This window comes from Halobacillus amylolyticus, from assembly GCF_022921115.1.
Taxonomy (GTDB): Bacteria; Bacillota; Bacilli; order Bacillales; family Halobacillaceae; genus Halobacillus_A; species Halobacillus_A amylolyticus.
The window spans coordinates 3,965,253-3,982,821 of record NZ_CP095075.1 but is presented as its reverse complement, the minus strand read 5'-3'; the positions used below and the strand labels follow the sequence as shown (position 1 = coordinate 3,982,821).

17 protein-coding genes and 3 riboswitches are annotated in these 17,569 nt (G+C 40.1%); of the genes, 1 reads left to right on the top strand and 16 read right to left on the bottom strand.

The genetic code is table 11. The features are described from left to right. Positions 1-8 precede the first annotated feature (8 nt). The gene (locus MUO15_RS20010; protein ID WP_245032147.1) at positions 9-950 is read left to right on the top strand and encodes a M23 family metallopeptidase; all 942 of its coding nucleotides are present in this window, start codon (positions 9-11) and stop codon (positions 948-950) included. Positions 951-998: 48 nt separating this feature from the next. Here the strand turns inward: MUO15_RS20010 and MUO15_RS20005 are convergent, their stop codons facing one another. From MUO15_RS20005 to MUO15_RS19930, 16 genes are all read right to left on the bottom strand, one after another. Next, positions 999-1,088: a MetS family NSS transporter small subunit gene (locus MUO15_RS20005; RefSeq protein ID WP_245036109.1), complete on the bottom strand. Its 90-nt coding sequence runs from the start codon at positions 1,086-1,088 to the stop codon at positions 999-1,001. An 11-nt stretch (positions 1,089-1,099) separates the two neighbouring features. Next, positions 1,100-2,632 carry a sodium-dependent transporter gene (locus MUO15_RS20000; RefSeq protein ID WP_245032145.1) on the bottom strand — a complete coding sequence of 511 codons (1,533 nt, stop codon included), beginning with the start codon at positions 2,630-2,632 and terminating at the stop codon, positions 1,100-1,102. A gap of 260 nt (positions 2,633-2,892) precedes the next feature. Next, positions 2,893-4,455 (bottom strand): Na+/H+ antiporter NhaC family protein, encoded by a 1,563-nt coding sequence (locus tag MUO15_RS19995; protein ID WP_245032143.1) that lies wholly within the window; start codon positions 4,453-4,455, stop codon positions 2,893-2,895. Positions 4,456-4,616: 161 nt separating this feature from the next. Beyond that, positions 4,617-4,802: riboswitch (Lysine riboswitch) on the bottom strand. Between the two features lie 55 nt (positions 4,803-4,857). After that, complete coding sequence (yunB, locus tag MUO15_RS19990) at positions 4,858-5,625, bottom strand: sporulation protein YunB (protein ID WP_245032141.1); 768 nt, start codon at positions 5,623-5,625, stop codon at positions 4,858-4,860. Positions 5,626-5,782: 157 nt separating this feature from the next. Beyond that, positions 5,783-7,168 carry a bifunctional metallophosphatase/5'-nucleotidase gene (locus tag MUO15_RS19985; protein ID WP_245032139.1) on the bottom strand — a complete coding sequence of 462 codons (1,386 nt, stop codon included), beginning with the start codon at positions 7,166-7,168 and terminating at the stop codon, positions 5,783-5,785. An 11-nt stretch (positions 7,169-7,179) separates the two neighbouring features. Next, positions 7,180-7,998 (bottom strand): sulfite exporter TauE/SafE family protein, encoded by an 819-nt coding sequence (locus MUO15_RS19980; RefSeq protein WP_245032137.1) that lies wholly within the window; start codon positions 7,996-7,998, stop codon positions 7,180-7,182. A gap of 292 nt (positions 7,999-8,290) precedes the next feature. Next, entirely contained in the window at positions 8,291-9,688 is a 1,398-nt protein-coding gene (gene sufB / locus MUO15_RS19975; protein WP_245032135.1) for a Fe-S cluster assembly protein SufB, read from the bottom strand. Between the two features lie 31 nt (positions 9,689-9,719). After that, on the bottom strand, positions 9,720-10,163 hold the full coding sequence (sufU, locus tag MUO15_RS19970) for a Fe-S cluster assembly sulfur transfer protein SufU (protein WP_245032133.1): 444 nt from the start codon (positions 10,161-10,163) through the stop codon (positions 9,720-9,722). Then, positions 10,153-11,373 (bottom strand): cysteine desulfurase, encoded by a 1,221-nt coding sequence (locus tag MUO15_RS19965; protein WP_245032131.1) that lies wholly within the window; start codon positions 11,371-11,373, stop codon positions 10,153-10,155. Before MUO15_RS19965 ends, sufU begins: the two co-directional genes overlap by 11 nt. Next, a complete protein-coding gene (sufD, locus tag MUO15_RS19960) occupies positions 11,373-12,680 on the bottom strand; it encodes a Fe-S cluster assembly protein SufD (protein ID WP_245032129.1) in 1,308 nt (435 codons plus the stop codon). The genes MUO15_RS19965 and sufD overlap by 1 nt, the downstream gene beginning before the upstream one ends. A gap of 18 nt (positions 12,681-12,698) precedes the next feature. Then, the gene (gene sufC / locus MUO15_RS19955) at positions 12,699-13,484 is read right to left on the bottom strand and encodes a Fe-S cluster assembly ATPase SufC (RefSeq protein WP_245032127.1); all 786 of its coding nucleotides are present in this window, start codon (positions 13,482-13,484) and stop codon (positions 12,699-12,701) included. 262 nt (positions 13,485-13,746) lie between these two features. Next, a complete protein-coding gene (locus MUO15_RS19950; RefSeq protein ID WP_245036122.1) occupies positions 13,747-13,917 on the bottom strand; it encodes a YuzK family famiily protein in 171 nt (56 codons plus the stop codon). 194 nt (positions 13,918-14,111) lie between these two features. Beyond that, positions 14,112-14,474 carry a carboxymuconolactone decarboxylase family protein gene (locus MUO15_RS19945; protein ID WP_245032125.1) on the bottom strand — a complete coding sequence of 121 codons (363 nt, stop codon included), beginning with the start codon at positions 14,472-14,474 and terminating at the stop codon, positions 14,112-14,114. Between the two features lie 72 nt (positions 14,475-14,546). Next, on the bottom strand, positions 14,547-15,404 hold the full coding sequence (locus tag MUO15_RS19940; RefSeq protein ID WP_245032123.1) for a MetQ/NlpA family ABC transporter substrate-binding protein: 858 nt from the start codon (positions 15,402-15,404) through the stop codon (positions 14,547-14,549). 28 nt (positions 15,405-15,432) lie between these two features. Then, the gene (locus tag MUO15_RS19935; protein ID WP_245032121.1) at positions 15,433-16,101 is read right to left on the bottom strand and encodes a methionine ABC transporter permease; all 669 of its coding nucleotides are present in this window, start codon (positions 16,099-16,101) and stop codon (positions 15,433-15,435) included. Then, positions 16,094-17,119: a methionine ABC transporter ATP-binding protein gene (locus MUO15_RS19930; protein ID WP_245032119.1), complete on the bottom strand. Its 1,026-nt coding sequence runs from the start codon at positions 17,117-17,119 to the stop codon at positions 16,094-16,096. Before MUO15_RS19930 ends, MUO15_RS19935 begins: the two co-directional genes overlap by 8 nt. 76 nt (positions 17,120-17,195) lie before the next feature. Continuing rightward, positions 17,196-17,309: riboswitch (SAM riboswitch) on the bottom strand. A gap of 137 nt (positions 17,310-17,446) precedes the next feature. After that, positions 17,447-17,551, bottom strand: a riboswitch (SAM riboswitch). Positions 17,552-17,569 lie beyond the last annotated feature (18 nt).

Here is a 17,569-nt window from a genome sequence, read left to right as displayed (position 1 = left end):
TGAATGAAATGAACATTCGTTCCAAAGTACTTTTAACTATTCTGATCGCAGGTATATGTCAGCTGTTTTTGGTAAATTATGTTTTCGCAAGTGAAGAATCTGAACGCATGGCCCTCTATAAAAAAACATCAGCTGTAACCGATATCCCATGGTACTATTTTGCTGCTATTGATCAATATGAACGGCAAATACACGACGATCCCCCTGAGTACAGGGTAACAGCCATTCAACCTGATCCGTTATTTTGGAATGGGATCGATTATCCTTCGATGTTTTTTCCATCGGGATGGGGCGCTAGCGGAAATGGCGATAAAAAAATCGACATCACAAATGATGAAGATATTCTTTGGTCTTTAGGGAACTATATTAAATCATACGGAACAACAAAAGATGATATAAGGATAGCTCTCTGGAATTATTACAAACGTGATCTAACCGTACAAACAATTATGAATACAGCTAAGGTATTTAAAAAATTCCAAACGGTCTCTCTCGAAGATAGAGATTTCCCGTTACCACTGGAAGCCAATTACAGCTACAATAACACATGGGGCGATGCACGTGGCTTTGGAGGACGCCGGATTCATGAAGGAACGGACATCTTTGCAAACTATGGTGTCCCCGTTAAGTCGACGACCTATGGAGTTGTTGAGATGAAAGGCTGGAATGAATATGGTGGTTGGAGAATTGGCATCCGCGATATTTTTAACATTTATCACTATTATGCTCATTTAAATGGCTTTAAAGATGGAGTGAACGTTGGAGATGTAGTTAAGCCTGGGGATGTAATAGGCAGCGTTGGCGCCACTGGTTATGGACCACCAGGAACATCAGGAAAATTCCCTCCACATTTACACTACGGAATGTACCAGGATAATGGCGAGCATGAATGGTCCTTTGATCCTTATCCCTATTTAAAGAGATGGGAAAAATTAGCCCGTGAACAATAGGAAAAGAGCCCGAGTATTCTGTACTAACAGAATACCCGGGCTTTTATCTTAACTATTCCTTGATTTAGACTTTCTTACTGCATTGGCAATACTGAGAGTCAGGCCACCCCAAATAATAACAATAGTTATAATAAACATGACAATAGCCATTAGCGAGCAACCTCCTTCTTATCATCATCTGAATCTGTTTGATCCAATTCATTGTTCGGCCATTTTTTCATTGACATTAATGAACCAACAAAGATTGCACCAATTGCGACGATCCATCCAAAGTTGAATAGGAAATCAATCGGGTACCCTCCATATGCAGCCGATAATTCTGCTCGCAGGTTTTGCAGCATCATATAACCAAGGACGATCGGCGTAATGACACCTAAACAGAAGCGCCACCACGTTCCCAATCTAATATCAGATATTTCATTTGCATGAGATTGAAATCCCTTAAGACCTTTAGCAAACCAAGCTAAAGCTACAACTTCAAACAATCCAGCTAAGGCCACACCAAAATTGTTAATGAAGTGGTCAACTGTATCTAATAGGTTCAGTCCTCCCTGTGTTGCATAAAGAAGAGAGAGAGCCGCAGCAAAGCCGCCGCCGAACATAATAGACTTACCTCTTGAGATATTAAATTTCTCAGATACCGCAGCTACATAGGTCTCAGTAATAGAGATAAGTGACGACAATCCAGCTAACACGAGGGAAGCGAAGAACAGAAAGCCAAAGATTCTTGGAATACCTGGAATTTGACTAACAATTTCCGGGAATACCATGAATGCAAGGCCGACCCCTCCGACTCCCTTTTCAGCAGCCAGTTGACTTACAGTTGTATCATAGGTGAAAGCCATAAATCCAATGGCTGCAAATACTCCAATCCCTGCAAGAATTTCAAAGGAAGAGTTTGCAAAACCTGTAATAAAGGCATTGTTTGTAATATCTGATTTCTTCGGTAAATACGAAGAGTAAGTAATCATAATAGCAAAAGCGATGGATAAACTAAAGAATATTTGTCCATATGCCGCAACCCATACTTGCGGGTCGGCTATACTCGACCAATCAGGGGTGAAGAACGCAGACAAACCAGATGCAGCCCCCTCAAGTGTAATAGCACGAATAACGATGATGATAAATAACACAACTAAGGTTGGAATGAAAATTTTATTAGCTTTCTCAATTCCTTTTTTAACGCCTTTTGAAAGGACCCCTAATGTAATTACCCATACGATAAGAAGAGGAAGTAAAACTTTAGGTACAAGTCCTCCAAATGTACCTGGATCTGTTAACGTTAAAAACTCTCCAACAAAAAAGCTTGTCGGATCATCACCCCAAGAAAGATTAAATGAGTAATAAGCATACATAATTGCCCAAGCAATAATTACGGCATAATAGGTCGAAATAACGAATGCTATGGTAACTTGCCACCAACCAATCCATTCAAAGCCTTTTCGCACTCTCCCAAGTGATTTAGGAGCAGAGCCGCGATATTTGTGCCCCACCGTGTACTCTAAAATTAATAATGGTATACCAGCAGTTAATAAAGCAAATAAGTAAGGAATAATAAATGCTCCGCCGCCGCTTTCATAAGCTGTAGCAGGAAAGCGCCAAATGTTGCCTAAACCAATTGCTGAACCCATGGCAGCAAATAAGAATCCTGCCCTTGACCCCCATTGTGATCGATTTTCCATGTCTGAAGACCTCCCTTTAATAATCAGAATTCTCCTTCTATACTTGTATGTGACAAGCAAGTGAAAGAGAATGTTTTAAATCTTTATTTTTTTCTGATTATTTATACTTAGATTATAACCATACTGTTAAAGAGATGTCAAAGCTATATTATGGGTACATCTATAGGGAAGATCAGTAGCTTCTGCTTCTTTATTTGGGACTGAAATAAATTTCCCATAAAAAAGAGGAGCACTTCAAGAGCACTCCTCTTCCAATATATTTACTTTATCGAATAATTTCCTAGAAAAATATAGTGGATCAATACTGCTGAGATACCTATCACAATTAATGTCAACAAGAACGCCAACAGCAGTTGTCCAGTAAATCCAAGTATTAAATAACCAACAGCAGCAGCGATAGCCGCAATGAATGCATATGGCAACTGTGTCATCACATGGTCAATGTGATTGGAGCCAGCCCCAGTTGAAGAAAGGATAGTTGTATCAGAGATCGGTGAACAATGATCACCAAACACAGACCCAGCAAGAACTGCGGATAAAGCTGGTAATACTAAATTCACATCAATTCCAGCGGCAATTTCACCTGCGATTGGAAGCATAATCCCAAACGTGCCCCAAGATGTTCCTGTAGCTAAGGCCATGAAACCTGCCACAATAAAAATAAGGAAAGGTAAGAATGCTGTGTTAATCGATGACTGGTTAACAAGGGTAACTAAATACTCACCTGTTCCAAGCTGACCAATTACATCGCCAATCATCCATGCAAAGATGAGGATATACACGGCCGGAAGCATTGCCTTCACACCTTCCGTTAAGACATGATTGATACCCGACTTGGGCTCTTCCTGTCTAATATAAAGACCTCCTGCCACAAGAACAGCTAATACACCGCCTATGAATAAAGAAATGTTTACATTAGTGTTAGCAAAAATACTTATCAGGTTTACTGCTTCTGTTGAATTTCGTATCCCTGTAATAACCATTGATGCAACAGTTACTAAGATTAACGTCACAATAGGCCAAATTAGATGGGAGATCCGTCCATGGTCGTGCCTTTCGAATTCATCGTTTAAATCTCCCGGAACATCTCCTGTTTTATTAGGGTCGATCAGCTCACCTGTCTGCACGGCTCGCTTTTCATGCGTACGCATTGAACCAATATCTATTTTCATAAATACAGTCAAGAAGACGAGTAACAGGGCTGCAAAAACGTAAAAATTGTATGGAATCATTCTAATAAAGGCCTCAAACGCTTGATAATTGGCAATTTCATTAGCTGCTAAAATACTGCCAATTGTTCCAATAATATAAGCTCCCCAGCTTGAAATCGGTGAAATAACGGTAATTGGCGCCGAGGTGGAATCTATATAATACGCTAATTTTGCCCGAGAAATTTTATGACGATCTGTAACAGGCCTCGCCACCTGCCCAACAGCTAACGCGTTAAAATAATCATCGATAAAAATGGTAATACCTAATAAGACTGGAACAAGCTTTGCCCCTTTACGAGTTTTAATACGGGCTACTGCCCATTTACCAAAAGCTCTGCTACCACCGGAAGCTGTCATAAAAGCTGTTGCAACACCAAGCAGTAATAAGAAAGTTAGCAGATAAATATTACCTGTGTTGATAGCACCTTCGCTATAAAAAATGGTAGCAAATACAGTCCAAATCATTTGCAGACCATCTACTACATTGAATTGTGTAAGCATTAAAGCTCCGACAATGATACCTGCCGCCAGGGACAGGATAACTTTTCTCGTTGCAATAACAAGAACAAGCATGAGTAATGGTGGAATAAGTGAATAAATTGTTCCTTCCAAAATGTTTCCCCTCCGTTTATCTTAAGATGATAAAGAGGTGCTTTGCGGAAGACTACTGGAGATAAAATTGAGGAATTTTGAAAAGCTTTTAAACGCAAAAAAGACAATGATAGAAAATAACCTATCATTGCCCTACAGCAGCAATTTGATTATCCTCCATTTCGATCAGTAGCGCACCATGCACCTTAAAAGCATGCATGACAGTGTATCCCTTGTTCAGGTACACACCAGAATAATGCAGCGTGACTGCTGCAATAAACTTCGGCAGGTCTCCCCTTTCGTAAACGTGGTCATCGTTGTCATCCTCACACTGAATTACTAATGAAGCCTGCGCCTCTACCTCACCGATCTGATAAGGTCACGCATATTTAATTTCTTAAATAGTTTACCAAGATCTATCGATTATTGCAAGCCTGTCATTGGTAGTGAAAAGGTTGGAGATTCCTCCTCTCCGTCGCCATTATAAAACTCAGGAACCTCTCCCACTATGGTACTCGTATCGATAGGAATGTCATTGTCTACAATGATCGTTTCTCCTGAAAAAGGAATAACCACTCGTAAACTCACTTTAAAGTTAAGGGATAACTCAAAAAAAGCTGAGTTAATCCCATATTCCTTAATCTCATTTACAAATTGTGATTGAACATCGCCGATGACTTGAAGCTGCACTGGAACCTTTGGCCCAAGGTTAGCCAGGATCGTGTTGTTCGTGGCTAAGCCAATCGGAACTTCAATCAATGTGGCTGGCTCTTCTCCCTTATCTTTTTCTTTTCCGTTTCTATTTATATCTGAATCTAATGTCGTATCTTCCAACGGCAATTCATTTTGCTCCATTCGTCTAAGGAAATTTTGCACTCGTAGTGTAGTATTTCTTAATGCTTTATTGACAACTGCGGAATTCCAGCCCATATAGGTGATATTTCCCTCATTATCCTTTTCAATCCTAACCAAATTTTCAAATTGTAAATCTTCTGCTATCTGTCTGCTCACTGCTTCATTGATAGCGTCTCTTGCTAACTGCTGTGCCTTTGTTTCGGCAATTCCTTGTAAAACTGGTGTAATTCCTCTGTCAATTAACCATAAACATGAACCTGTAATGATAGCAAAACAAATAAATGTGATAAGAATTCTTTTCCCTATTGAGGGTGGATTCGTCTTTTTAGTTCCCATAAAACAACCCCTCCTGCCCTATCTATATGTCGGGAAAGAGGGGTTTAAGCATCAAGTTGTATAAGTTGTATCACATTTTATGATTTGAACCATCAGACGGCTGATCATCGCTTCATTATATCTTGAAAGAATGATTGCAAAGCCTTGGAACTCATTTTTAAGTGCTTAGAGATTTTGCAAGAACATCGCGAAGCAGTTCTGGCATATAATACGTTTTATTTTTAGCATAGGCAATTTCAGGAAAAAGCCTTCCGAATGTAAAAGTATCTGCGGTAGCCAAGGTATAAGTTTTTTGTTTATCAATATTCATTCCATTCATACGTACGCTTTTCACATGAAATTCACCGTCAGAACCTTCAACAACCTCGATGTCAACACCCGTAAACACCATTTTACCAATCACTTCACCTCGAAAACCTAAACCTTTCAAGCGAATTTCCGTTAATTTTCTTGTATGAGCCACTCGAATGACCTCAAGCAGTTCGTCCCCAGCAAGCTCCACTTTACACGGATTCATTGGATGCGGACATATTCTATGGATATCCTCAGATGTCACTTGCCCTTCACCTAGATGATCAAGCAACACACCAGCATTCAACATTGCGAGGTCAGCACCTGTCCAACGCTGCATTTCTTTCGTGAATTTTCTCATAAGCGGTGTTTCCTTAAACCAGGCAATTTTTAAAGTCTTCTCCAAGTAAGCTACAGGAGTTTGCAGATGCTCAACCGCACGTCTTCTCATCTCTTCCAGTTGTTCATTTGCAACGGCATCCTTATTCATATTTTCCGTAGATACTGCATAAGCTTCCTTTTTACTTAAGGATTGTGCCGCATGATCCCACTCTAATATGATTTCTCCTAAATGTGTGCCGTGTTTTCCAGCAGCAGTTAAGATAGCATTCCCTTTATGCTCACCGTTTTGAAAAAGGTGATGAGTATGTCCACCAATAATAACGTCAATTCCCGGATAATGTCTCGCGATCTCTTCATCATCGTACATACCGAGATGCGAGAGTAGCACAACAATGTCAGCTTGTTCCTGAATCTCTGTAATAAGACGGTCTAATACATCAAAAGGCGAAGTAATCGACCAGCCCAACATCCTATAAAATGTTTCAAATGGTGCAGTTAAACCAAGAACAGCTACCTTAACTCCATGCTTCGTTTGAAAAATTTTGTATGGTTTTAACCAATCTGGCTGGGTGGGTTCTTGCGAATGTAAGTTGGCGCAAACCACATCAAAATCAGCTTCATCATATAATGAATATAAATCTTCATAGGATAATGTAATTCCTTCGTTATTACCTAAGTTCGCGAAGCTGTAGCCTGCCTGATTCAAAAGCTCGACATTGCCTTTGCCCATCAACCCTTCTGTTATCGGGTGAAAACGATCCACATGGTCGCCATTGTCTAACAGCCAGTAACTTTCTTCATTTATATGATGTATCTTTTTTCGTTGATTGAAATAGCCGACAATTTGAGGCCAATTCTCAAAGTGACTATGCAAGTCGCTGGTATAGTATAAAAAGATCTTTTCTTTCATTATCAGTCTCCTTATCCAATCCCTTGCCAAATTAACCGTATTCCAACTAGGATAAGCAAAATACGTAAAAACCATTCCACTGCTTGCCCATTTAATTTCCGATTAACAAATGCACCGCACATACCACCTGCATAAGCACCCGGGATAAAGTACAAGGCACGGCTCCATTCGACATGACCTAAATAAATATGTGTTGCTGAACTTGTTATACTTGCAAAGAATATCATAAACATCGATGTAGCTGTTGCAATATGTGGTGGGAATCTAAAAAGCAGGATCAAAACGGGTACAGTAAGCGAGCCCCCTCCGATTCCAAGCAGTCCTGATAATACCCCCACACTAAAGGATAAAACGAAACCAATCCCTAATGGAAATGTATAGGAAATTGTTTGATCATTTAGTACAGCCGTCCTCTTTATACCATTGATTGAGAACCTGTTTCCTTTCCCTCGACTCCTAGGCAGGAAAAATAATAGCGATATAACGATCATTACACTTCCAAATATTAATGCAAAACTATCTGTTCGAAAAAATTGATTGAGCCACGACCCAAAGATGCCCCCTGGAATACTCCCAATCAACAGAAGTAATCCTGCCTTCAAATCTACTCGTTTATGCTTAAGATAGGACAATGTTGATGAAAGTCCTGTGAAAATCATGACAACTAGTGAGATTCCTACAATCTTCTGTGGCGTGACCCAGTCAAACATATGATGGTGATCACCTAAGAATAAAAGAGCAGGAACTAATATAGACCCTCCGCCTAATCCCGCTACGCTTCCAACAAAAGATGCTAAAAACCCGATTACTAAAGCAATTGCGATAAACATGGACAACCTTCTATCTGTATTAGAGATAATATTATAGTATCATGTTTTCTATGACGAAAACATGATTTAGAAAGAGAATGCAACTCTTCAAGTGGTCATAAAGAGAATTTTAGTAAAGATTGTTGTTGTATATGAAGACCTCAGGGGGCTCGCATATTTCCCTCTGCTACCTGTTGATCCATCCTTTTATAAAGGTAAATAAATTACTTTAACTAGCAACAAACTCCTAGAAAATAGCCGAAATTAAAAAAACCGCACAGATGTAAACATCCGTGCGGCAGTGGTTCTTTTATTAACCAATAGAACCTTCCATCTCGAATTTGATAAGACGATTCATTTCTACAGCGTATTCCATTGGAAGTTCTTTCGTAAATGGTTCAATGAAGCCCATTACGATCATTTCAGTTGCTTCCTCTTCGGAAATGCCGCGGCTCATCAGATAGAACAGTTGCTCTTCAGATACTTTAGAAACTTTCGCTTCGTGTTCTAGAGAGATGTTTTCATTCATGATTTCGTTATAAGGAATCGTATCTGACGTAGATTTATTATCCATAATCAACGTATCACACTCAACATTTGAGCGGGCACCTTCCGCTTTACGTCCAAATTGTACAATCCCACGGTATGTTACTTTACCACCATGTTTAGAGATTGATTTCGAAACGATAGTAGAGGAAGTATTAGGAGCCAAGTGATGCATTTTTGCTCCAGCATCCTGGTGCTGTCCCTTACCGGCAAGGGCGATAGAAAGCGTCATTCCTCGGGCACCTTCACCTTTTAGAAGAACAGATGGATATTTCATGGTAAGCTTAGAGCCTAAGTTTCCATCTACCCACTCCATTGTTGCATTTTCTTCAGCCACAGCACGCTTAGTAACAAGATTATAAACGTTATTTGCCCAGTTCTGAATCGTTGTATAACGGCAATAGGCATCTTTTTTAACAAAGATTTCAACAACCGCACTGTGCAGGGAACTGGAAGAATAAGTTGGAGCCGTGCAACCTTCTACATAGTGAACAGATGCGCCTTCGTCAACAATGATCAGTGTACGCTCGAACTGTCCCATGTTCTCAGAATTAATTCGGAAATAAGCCTGTAATGGCGTTTCTACTTTTTGTCCTTTTGGAACATAAATGAAGGAACCGCCAGACCATACCGCCGAGTTTAACGCTGAGAATTTGTTATCAGATGATGGAATTACTTTAGCAAAGTACTCTTTAAAGAGCTCTTCGTTTTCCTTCAGTGCAGAGTCTGTATCTTTGAAGATAACACCTAGATCTTCAAGGTCTTTCTCCATGTTGTGATAGACAACCTCAGATTCGTACTGTGCGGAAACCCCAGCTAGATATTTTTGCTCTGCTTCAGGAATTCCAAGACGATCGAAAGTGTTCTTGATTTCTTCAGGTACTTCATCCCATGAACGTTCAGAACCTTCAGATGGTTTGACGTAATAGGTAATATCATCAAAGTCCAGTTCGGACAAGTCACCGCCCCATTGAGGCATTGGCTTTTTGTAGAACTGCTCAAGCGACTTCAGACGGTAATCAAGCATCCACTGTGGTTCTTCTTTGTAATCGGAGATTTGCTTAACAACTTCTGCTGTCAAGCCTTTTTCAGTACGAAAAATAGAGACATCTTTTTCATGAAAGCCGTATTGATATTCTCCAACCTCTGGCTCTTTTTTAGCCATTTAAATACCTCCTTTTAGTATATAAAAACAATTAAGCTTCTTGTTCGTCGTCCACACCTTTTTCCATTGCCTTCCATGCAAGCGTAGCACATTTAATACGTGCTGGAAACTTAGCTACACCTTGTAGAGCTTCAATGTCTCCAAGGTCGATGTTTTCATCCTCAACTTCATTTCCAAGCATTAACTCAGAAAACATGTGTGACATCTTCACTGCATCTTCAATTTTCTGACCTTTAATGGCCTGTGTCATCATCGATGCTGAGGACATGCTGATTGAACAGCCTTCCCCATCAAATTTAGCATCTTCAACTACGCCTTCGTTTACTTGCAACTGAAGTTGTATTCGATCACCACACGTTGGGTTATTCATATCAACAGTAAGGTGATCTCCCTCTACTGTACCACGATTACGAGGATTTTTGTAATGATCCATTATAACTTGGCGGTAGAGTGTATCTAGGTTATTAAAAGACATCGCCAAAATACTCCTTTGTTGTTTGTAATCCCTGAACGAGTCGATCGATATCTTCTTCTGTGTTGTAAAGATAGAAGCTGGCTCGGGCTGTAGCAGAAACGTCTAGCCACTTCATTAATGGCTGAGCACAATGGTGACCAGCACGAACAGCTATCCCCTCCGCATCAAGTACTGTTGCCAAATCATGCGGATGTACATCTGCCAGGTTGAAAGTCACTAAGCCTGCTCGTTTATCAGGACCATAGATCGTTAACCCTTCGATTGTGTTCATTTGCTGCTGTGCATACTCAACAAGCTTATGCTCATGCTCGGCTATTTCATCTAATCCAACTTCATTAAGGAAATCAATTGCAGCACCAAGACCTACAGCACCTGCAATAATTGGCGTACCCCCTTCAAATTTCCAAGGGAGCTCCTTCCACGTTGAATCATAAAGATTAACAAAGTCGATCATCTCTCCACCAAACTCGACAGGCTCCATCTCATTTAGTAGGGACCGCTTCCCGTACAGAACACCGATTCCTGTAGGACCACACATTTTGTGACCTGAAAAAGCATAAAAGTCACAGTCAAGATCCTGTACATCCACATTCAAATGTGGAGCACCTTGAGCTCCATCAACTAGCATGACAGCCCCATTACGGTGGGCTACAGCAGCAATTTCCTTAATAGGGTTAATTGTTCCAAGAACGTTTGACACATGAGCAATGGCTACAATTTTCGTATTTTCAGTGACCGTCTTCTCAACATCGTTTAAAGAAACGGTTCCATCATCCTGTAAAGGCATATACTTCAAAGTTGCTCCAGTTGCTTTAGCCAATTGCTGCCAAGGAATAATATTACTATGGTGTTCCATCGGTGTGATTACAATCTCATCACCTTCACCCAGGTTTGCATGCCCATAGCTTACAGCGACTGTATTAATCGCTGTTGTTGTTCCTCTAGTGAAAATGATCTCTTGCGTACTTGCTGCATGAATAAATCTACGAACCTTTTCACGAGCACCTTCATACTCATCTGTTGCCCGTGTCCCAAGTGTATGCACACCACGGTGTACATTGGAATTGTAGCCGCGATAATACTCATCCAGTTTCTCAATTACCTTTGTAGGCTTTTGAGATGTAGCGGAAGAGTCTAAATATACAAGCGGGTGTCCATTCACTTCCTGATGCAGAATCGGGAAAGCATCACGAACCGCTTTGATATCCATTAATAAACTTTCCTTTCAATCACTTTCGTTAACTGCTCTTTTACAGCTTTTACAGGGAGCTGATTTACAACAGGTGCCAGGAAGCCGTGAATAACTAAACGCTCAGCCTCTACCTTAGATATCCCGCGGCTCATCAAGTAATAAAGCTGAATTGGATCTACACGACCGACAGAAGCTGCGTGACCTGCCGTTACATCATCTTCGTCGATAAGCAAAATAGGGTTTGCATCCCCACGTGCATCCTTACTTAACATAAGAACACGTGATTCCTGCTCCGCATTTGACTTAGTGGCACCATGCTCAATTTTCCCGATTCCATTAAAGATGCCTGAAGACTTATCTTTCATAACACCATGTTGAAGAATATATCCTTCTGATCCTTTTCCAAAGTGCGTAATGTTTGCTGTGAAGTTCTGCTTTTGTTCTCCACGACCGATCGCGACTGTCTTGGCATTAGAAACAGAGTTATCACCAACTAAATGCGTGATATTCTCTGAAATTGTATCGCCTTCATTCATCTGCCCGAGTGCCCACTCGATCGTTGCATCACGATCAGCAACCCCGCGTCGATTTGTATAAACGGTTGTACCCACATCAAAGTTATCAACCGCTCCAAAGTCAATTTTAGAACCAGCTTTAGCAAAAACTTCTGTGATATTATTAGCAGATGTTTTTTCTTCTTTATTATGAGAAATATAGTTCTCAACATACGTTACTGAACTATTCTCTTCTGCCACGACTAAGACATGGTTTATTAGTGAAGCTTCTGGGTCTTCCTGCCAGAAAATAGCCTGTAAAGGTTCTTCAATCTCCACATTCTTAGGGACATATAAGAAAACTCCACCATTCATAAGAGCAGCGTGCAATGCTGTCAAGCGGTGCTCATCAACATGAACAGCTTCTGTCATATAGTATTGTTGAACCAAATCAGCATGCTCACGTAGAGCTGTACTCATATCTGTAAAAATCACGCCAAGTTCTTTTAACTTTGGATCCAAGCTTCCATAAGCGACAGTATGATTACGCTGAATTACTAGGTTTTGTTGTTCTTTATCTTGATCCAAGAAATTTTGAATCTCTCTAGGGAGATCTCCAAGTGATTGAATCTTATCTCCATTTACATCATGTTTGAAATCAGAAAAGTTCCATTTACTCACATTTGTTTTATCAGGCTTTGGCATCTGTAAAGATTCCGATTTATCCAATGCACGCAGACGAAGATTTTTCATCCACTCTGGTTCGTTTAAGCCTTGAGAGAATTGTGTTACATATTCTTTGTCGTATGGTAGTGAGACTTCTACAGTCATAATGATCCCTCCTATCTATTACGCTTGTTGACCGATTGTTTCGTCTTCGATGCCAAGCTCTTGCTTGATCCAATCGTAACCTTCTTCTTCAAGACGTTGTGCTAATTCAGGTCCACCCGATTTAACAACACGCCCTTGCATCATCACGTGTACTTTGTCTGGTGTAATATAATTAAGAAGACGTTGATAGTGTGTAATCATCAAGCATCCGAATGTATCATTACGCATCTGGTTGATCCCTTTTGCTACCACCTTTAATGCGTCAATATCTAAACCAGAATCAATTTCATCCAAAATAGCAATGGCTGGCTTAACCATCATCAGCTGAAGAATTTCATTACGTTTTTTCTCACCGCCAGAGAATCCCTCATTAAGGTAACGCTGGGCCATATTCTTATCCATATCAAGGGTATCCATCGTGCCATCCATTTCCTTAATGAATTTCATTAAAGAAATTTCATCGCCTTCTTCACGCTGAGCATTAATCGCTGTACGAAGGAAGTCGGAGTTCGTTACACCGCTGATTTCACTTGGGTATTGCATAGCCAAGAATAAGCCTGCTTGAGCACGCTCGTCCACTTCCATTTCAAGAACGTTTTCTCCATCAAGGAGAATTTCACCTTGAGTCACTTCATATTTCGGGTGTCCCATAACAGCAGAGGCAAGTGTCGATTTACCCGTTCCGTTAGGCCCCATAACAGCGTGGAACTCTCCACCTGTAATTGTCAGATTTACACCTTTTAAGATTTGCTGACCTTCAATTTCTACGTGAAGATCTTTGATTTCAAGCGTTGATCCTGCCATAAATAATACCTCCAGTAAATCTATTATTATTGAATGTGTTGGTTGTTGTGGATCAAAAACCATTCTCAATTTATTCTCATTACAATCTTATATCATTTAGAATCTGATATCAACTCATTTCCACTGATTCGGGAACACTTCAACATTTGGATAAGGATAGACCTTATCACGCATTTCATTCTAATTCTTTCCTTATTATATTAACATAAAGATACATAACAAAAAAATCAGGTGGACTTAAACCACCTGATTCTTCACTCGTCTATTTATGAAGTTGACGATCTACTTGTGCGACCATTTTCTGACTTTGTTCGAATTCTCGTTGGCGCTTTTCCTCGACTTTTAATCTTTCATCCAACCTGCTGCTGTACTCTGCGTAGCTTATGTTGTGTGCTTGATGCATCGCTTTTTCCATTTCAGCAGTGTAATTCAAACTCAGATAGTCACTAATAATAAATCAACCCTTTCAGATTTTTTACACAATTTAGCATACCACAGTACTCTACCCTCGCCAAAGTCGGTATAAACTTAAAAATTGGTTTGTATCCTGATTTTGAATAAAAATACAAGTTCATACAACTATATATTTATCATACATTGGATTTTCTCCAATTTTCAACCTATTTCCTAGTGTTTGGTTTTTGATAAATCTGTGTAAGCATCTTGTACAAGTGTTACTGCCTGACTCAGTGCAGCACCGCCCCCAAACGCTGCGGCTACACCACATGCTTCCATAACTTCCTGTTCACTTGCTCCCTGATCTACACAGCCCTTCGTATGGTAAACCATGCAATATTCATCTTGTGCAACAATGCTTATCCCTAAAGCCATTAACTGTTTTTGCTTTTTAGAAAGTTCTCCTTCTTTAAAGCAGCTTTCCGAAAACTCATTAAAATGATGAGCAACTTCCGGCATTTTATCGGCAAAGATTCCTATTCCATGCTTATACTCTTGTAAAAAAGCTGTTGTCCAATTTACTTCTTGTTCCATGAATAATGCCTCCCTAAATGAAATGCGTGACTCCGAATAGTATAAACGGGGTCACGCATTTTATTCCTTACATTATTCTGCAGAACCGTCTACAGGAACAACTGCACCTTCATATTCTTCCATAATAAAGGTCTGAATTTCTTCAGAATGGAGCACTTCTACTAGAGTATTTAATGCTTTAGAATCTTTATCTTCACTCTTTGCTGCAATTACATTTACATATGGAGACTCAGAGTCCTCCAATATAAGAGCATCCTCAGTCGGGTTTAACCCCGCCTGAATAGCGTAATTCGTGTTAATAGCTACAAGTGCATCTTCTGAACGCTTATACGTTTCCGGAAGAAAAGCTGCATCTATTCCTGTATCGAATTTCAAATTTTTAGGGTTTTCTACAATATCATCAACAGTCGCCTCTACTTTATCGACACTTTCGTCCAACTTGATTAATCCCTCTTTTTCAAGTAAGGAAAGAATACGACCGTGATCGGCAACAGACCGACTCATAATGACCGTTGTTCCTTCTTGAATCTCATCTAAACTAGAAATATTCTTGGAATAGATACCCATAGGCTCAATATGAATGCCACCAAGGTTTGCAAAATCATATCCATGTTGCTCTTCCTGGGCATTCAAGTAAGGGATATGCTGGAAGTAGTTAGCATCAAGAACCCCTGCTGCTAAATCCTTGTTCGGTAAAATATAGTCTTGATATTCTTCAATCTTTAGAGTGATTCCTTTTTCTTCAAGGATCGGCTTTGCCTGCTCCAGAATTTCAGAGTGCGGCACACTTGTGGCCCCTACAGTAATTTCTGTTTGCCCTTCTCCACCCTCGCTGTTGTCACCAGATGAATTCTCCTCTTCAGAAGAACCACATGCTGCTAGAACTAAAATAAATAATACCGCCAAAATACTAGTCCATAATTTTTTCAACTTTTCCATCCCCTTTTCTAATTAAAAACTATCTTTTATCCAACTTACGGGATATAAAATCGCCGATGAATTGGAAAATGAATACAATGATTACAATTAATATTGTACAGAATAACACCACATCAAAGTCACTACGCTGAAAACCGTAGAAATAAGCAAAGTCGCCTAGTCCACCGGCTCCGATCACGCCAGCCACTGCTGTATAACCAATTAAAGCTATGGCTGTAACTGTAATACCTGAAACAAGTGCTGGCATCGACTCTGGAAGCAGAACTTTAAAGATAATCGTGGAATACTTAGCCCCCATCGATTTAGCAGCCTCAAGTACACCTTTATCCACTTCTTTCAATGCAATCTCCACCAGTCTCGCGTAGAATGGTGCACCACCTATAATCAGCGCAGGCAATGCCGCTTTTGGACCGCGAATCGTTCCCATAAGAAAGTCAGTAAAAGGAAATAATAGCAGGATTAAGATAATAAACGGAATAGCCCTAAAAACGTTTACTACTGCTGCAGTGACCCAATTTAGGGCTTTATTTTTCCAAATGCCCCCGGGACCTGACAAGTATAAAAGTAAACCAAGAATTAGCCCGAGAATAAAAGTTCCCGCAACAGAAATAATCGTCATGTACAACGTTTCATTCGTTGCCGTGATCATATCCTCTATCTTCACGTTAGGAAACAGGTTATTAAACATTCGGACTCACCTCCAGTTGAACTGAGGTGGTTTTAATATAAGCAATGGCCCGATCAATTTCTCCTTTGTCTCCATTGAATTGGACAAACAGCGTTCCATATGCTCCTTTTTGCGTCTGGGTTATTTTTCCATGGAGGATATTAATATCCACATCAAATTTTCTAGACAATTCACTAATCAGCGCCTGATTGGTGCTTTCACCAACAAAATGAAGTTTAATAATCTCACCTGTTTTATAGGTTTCATTAATAAGCTCGAGTGAGTGTTTTCGATCAGGGTCCCCCATTACTTGATCAACAAAACGTTTAGTTACTTGCTGTTTCGGATATAAAAATACGTCTAATACATCGCCCGACTCGACGACTTGCCCTTGTTCCATTACAGCAACACGATGACATATTTTGCGAATTACGTGCATTTCATGAGTGATCAGTACAATTGTTAGCCCTAATTTATTATTAATATCCACTAGCAAATCTAAAATAGAATCCGTTGTTTCCGGATCTAGAGCTGAAGTAGCCTCATCACACAGCAGCACTTTCGGATTGTTAGCTAAAGCACGAGCAATCCCTACACGTTGCTTTTGGCCACCACTTAGCTGGGATGGATAAGAGCCTCCTCTTCCAGATAACCCGACAAGATCAATCAATTCGTTGACCCGATTTTTACGGTCCTCTTTTTTCATTCCTGCTATTTCTAATGGAAAGGCAATGTTATCGAAAACCGTTCTTGACCATAGTAGGTTAAAGTGTTGAAAAATCATGCCCATCTCTTGCCTAGCTAAACGAAGCTTATTCTTGTTCAATTTCGTCACATCTTGATTATCAATAGTGACATTTCCATCGCTCGGCTCTTCAAGACGATTCAAAAGCCTGATAAACGTACTTTTACCTGCGCCACTATACCCAATGACCCCAAAAATCTCCCCTTTTTCAATGGAAAGATCCATTTTATCTACTGCACGAACGTCTTGATCTTTCGTATGAAAGACCTTAGACAAATCCTTTATCGAAATCAAAATTGTTCCTCCTCTATACAAAAAACGCCTTTCTGCAAGAGAACAGAAAGGCGTTTACACGTCCTGGTGGTCTGTTCTCTTATCTGCCAAAGTTGTTAACTTTGCAGGAATTGGCACCTTTTCAAGTTAACAAAAACTTGACGGTTGCCGGGCATCAACGGGCCAGTCCCTCCACCTCTCTGGATAAGAGATATATATTTTAATGCATTACTGCTTTAGGTTGACTAAGCATCACAAACAGGATTCTAGCACCCTGTATATCCACTGTCAACAAAAAAACACAAAAAAATCTCTTCGTCATAAGAAGAGATGTCCTCATTGATTCTCTTCTCATCTTTCAAAGCGAGATGCTTTGCTGGAGTTAGCACCGTGTTCATTCAAACCGGTTGCCGGGCATCATAGGGCCAGTCCCTTAGCCACTCTGGATAAGTATAGATGTCGCTATTCGCT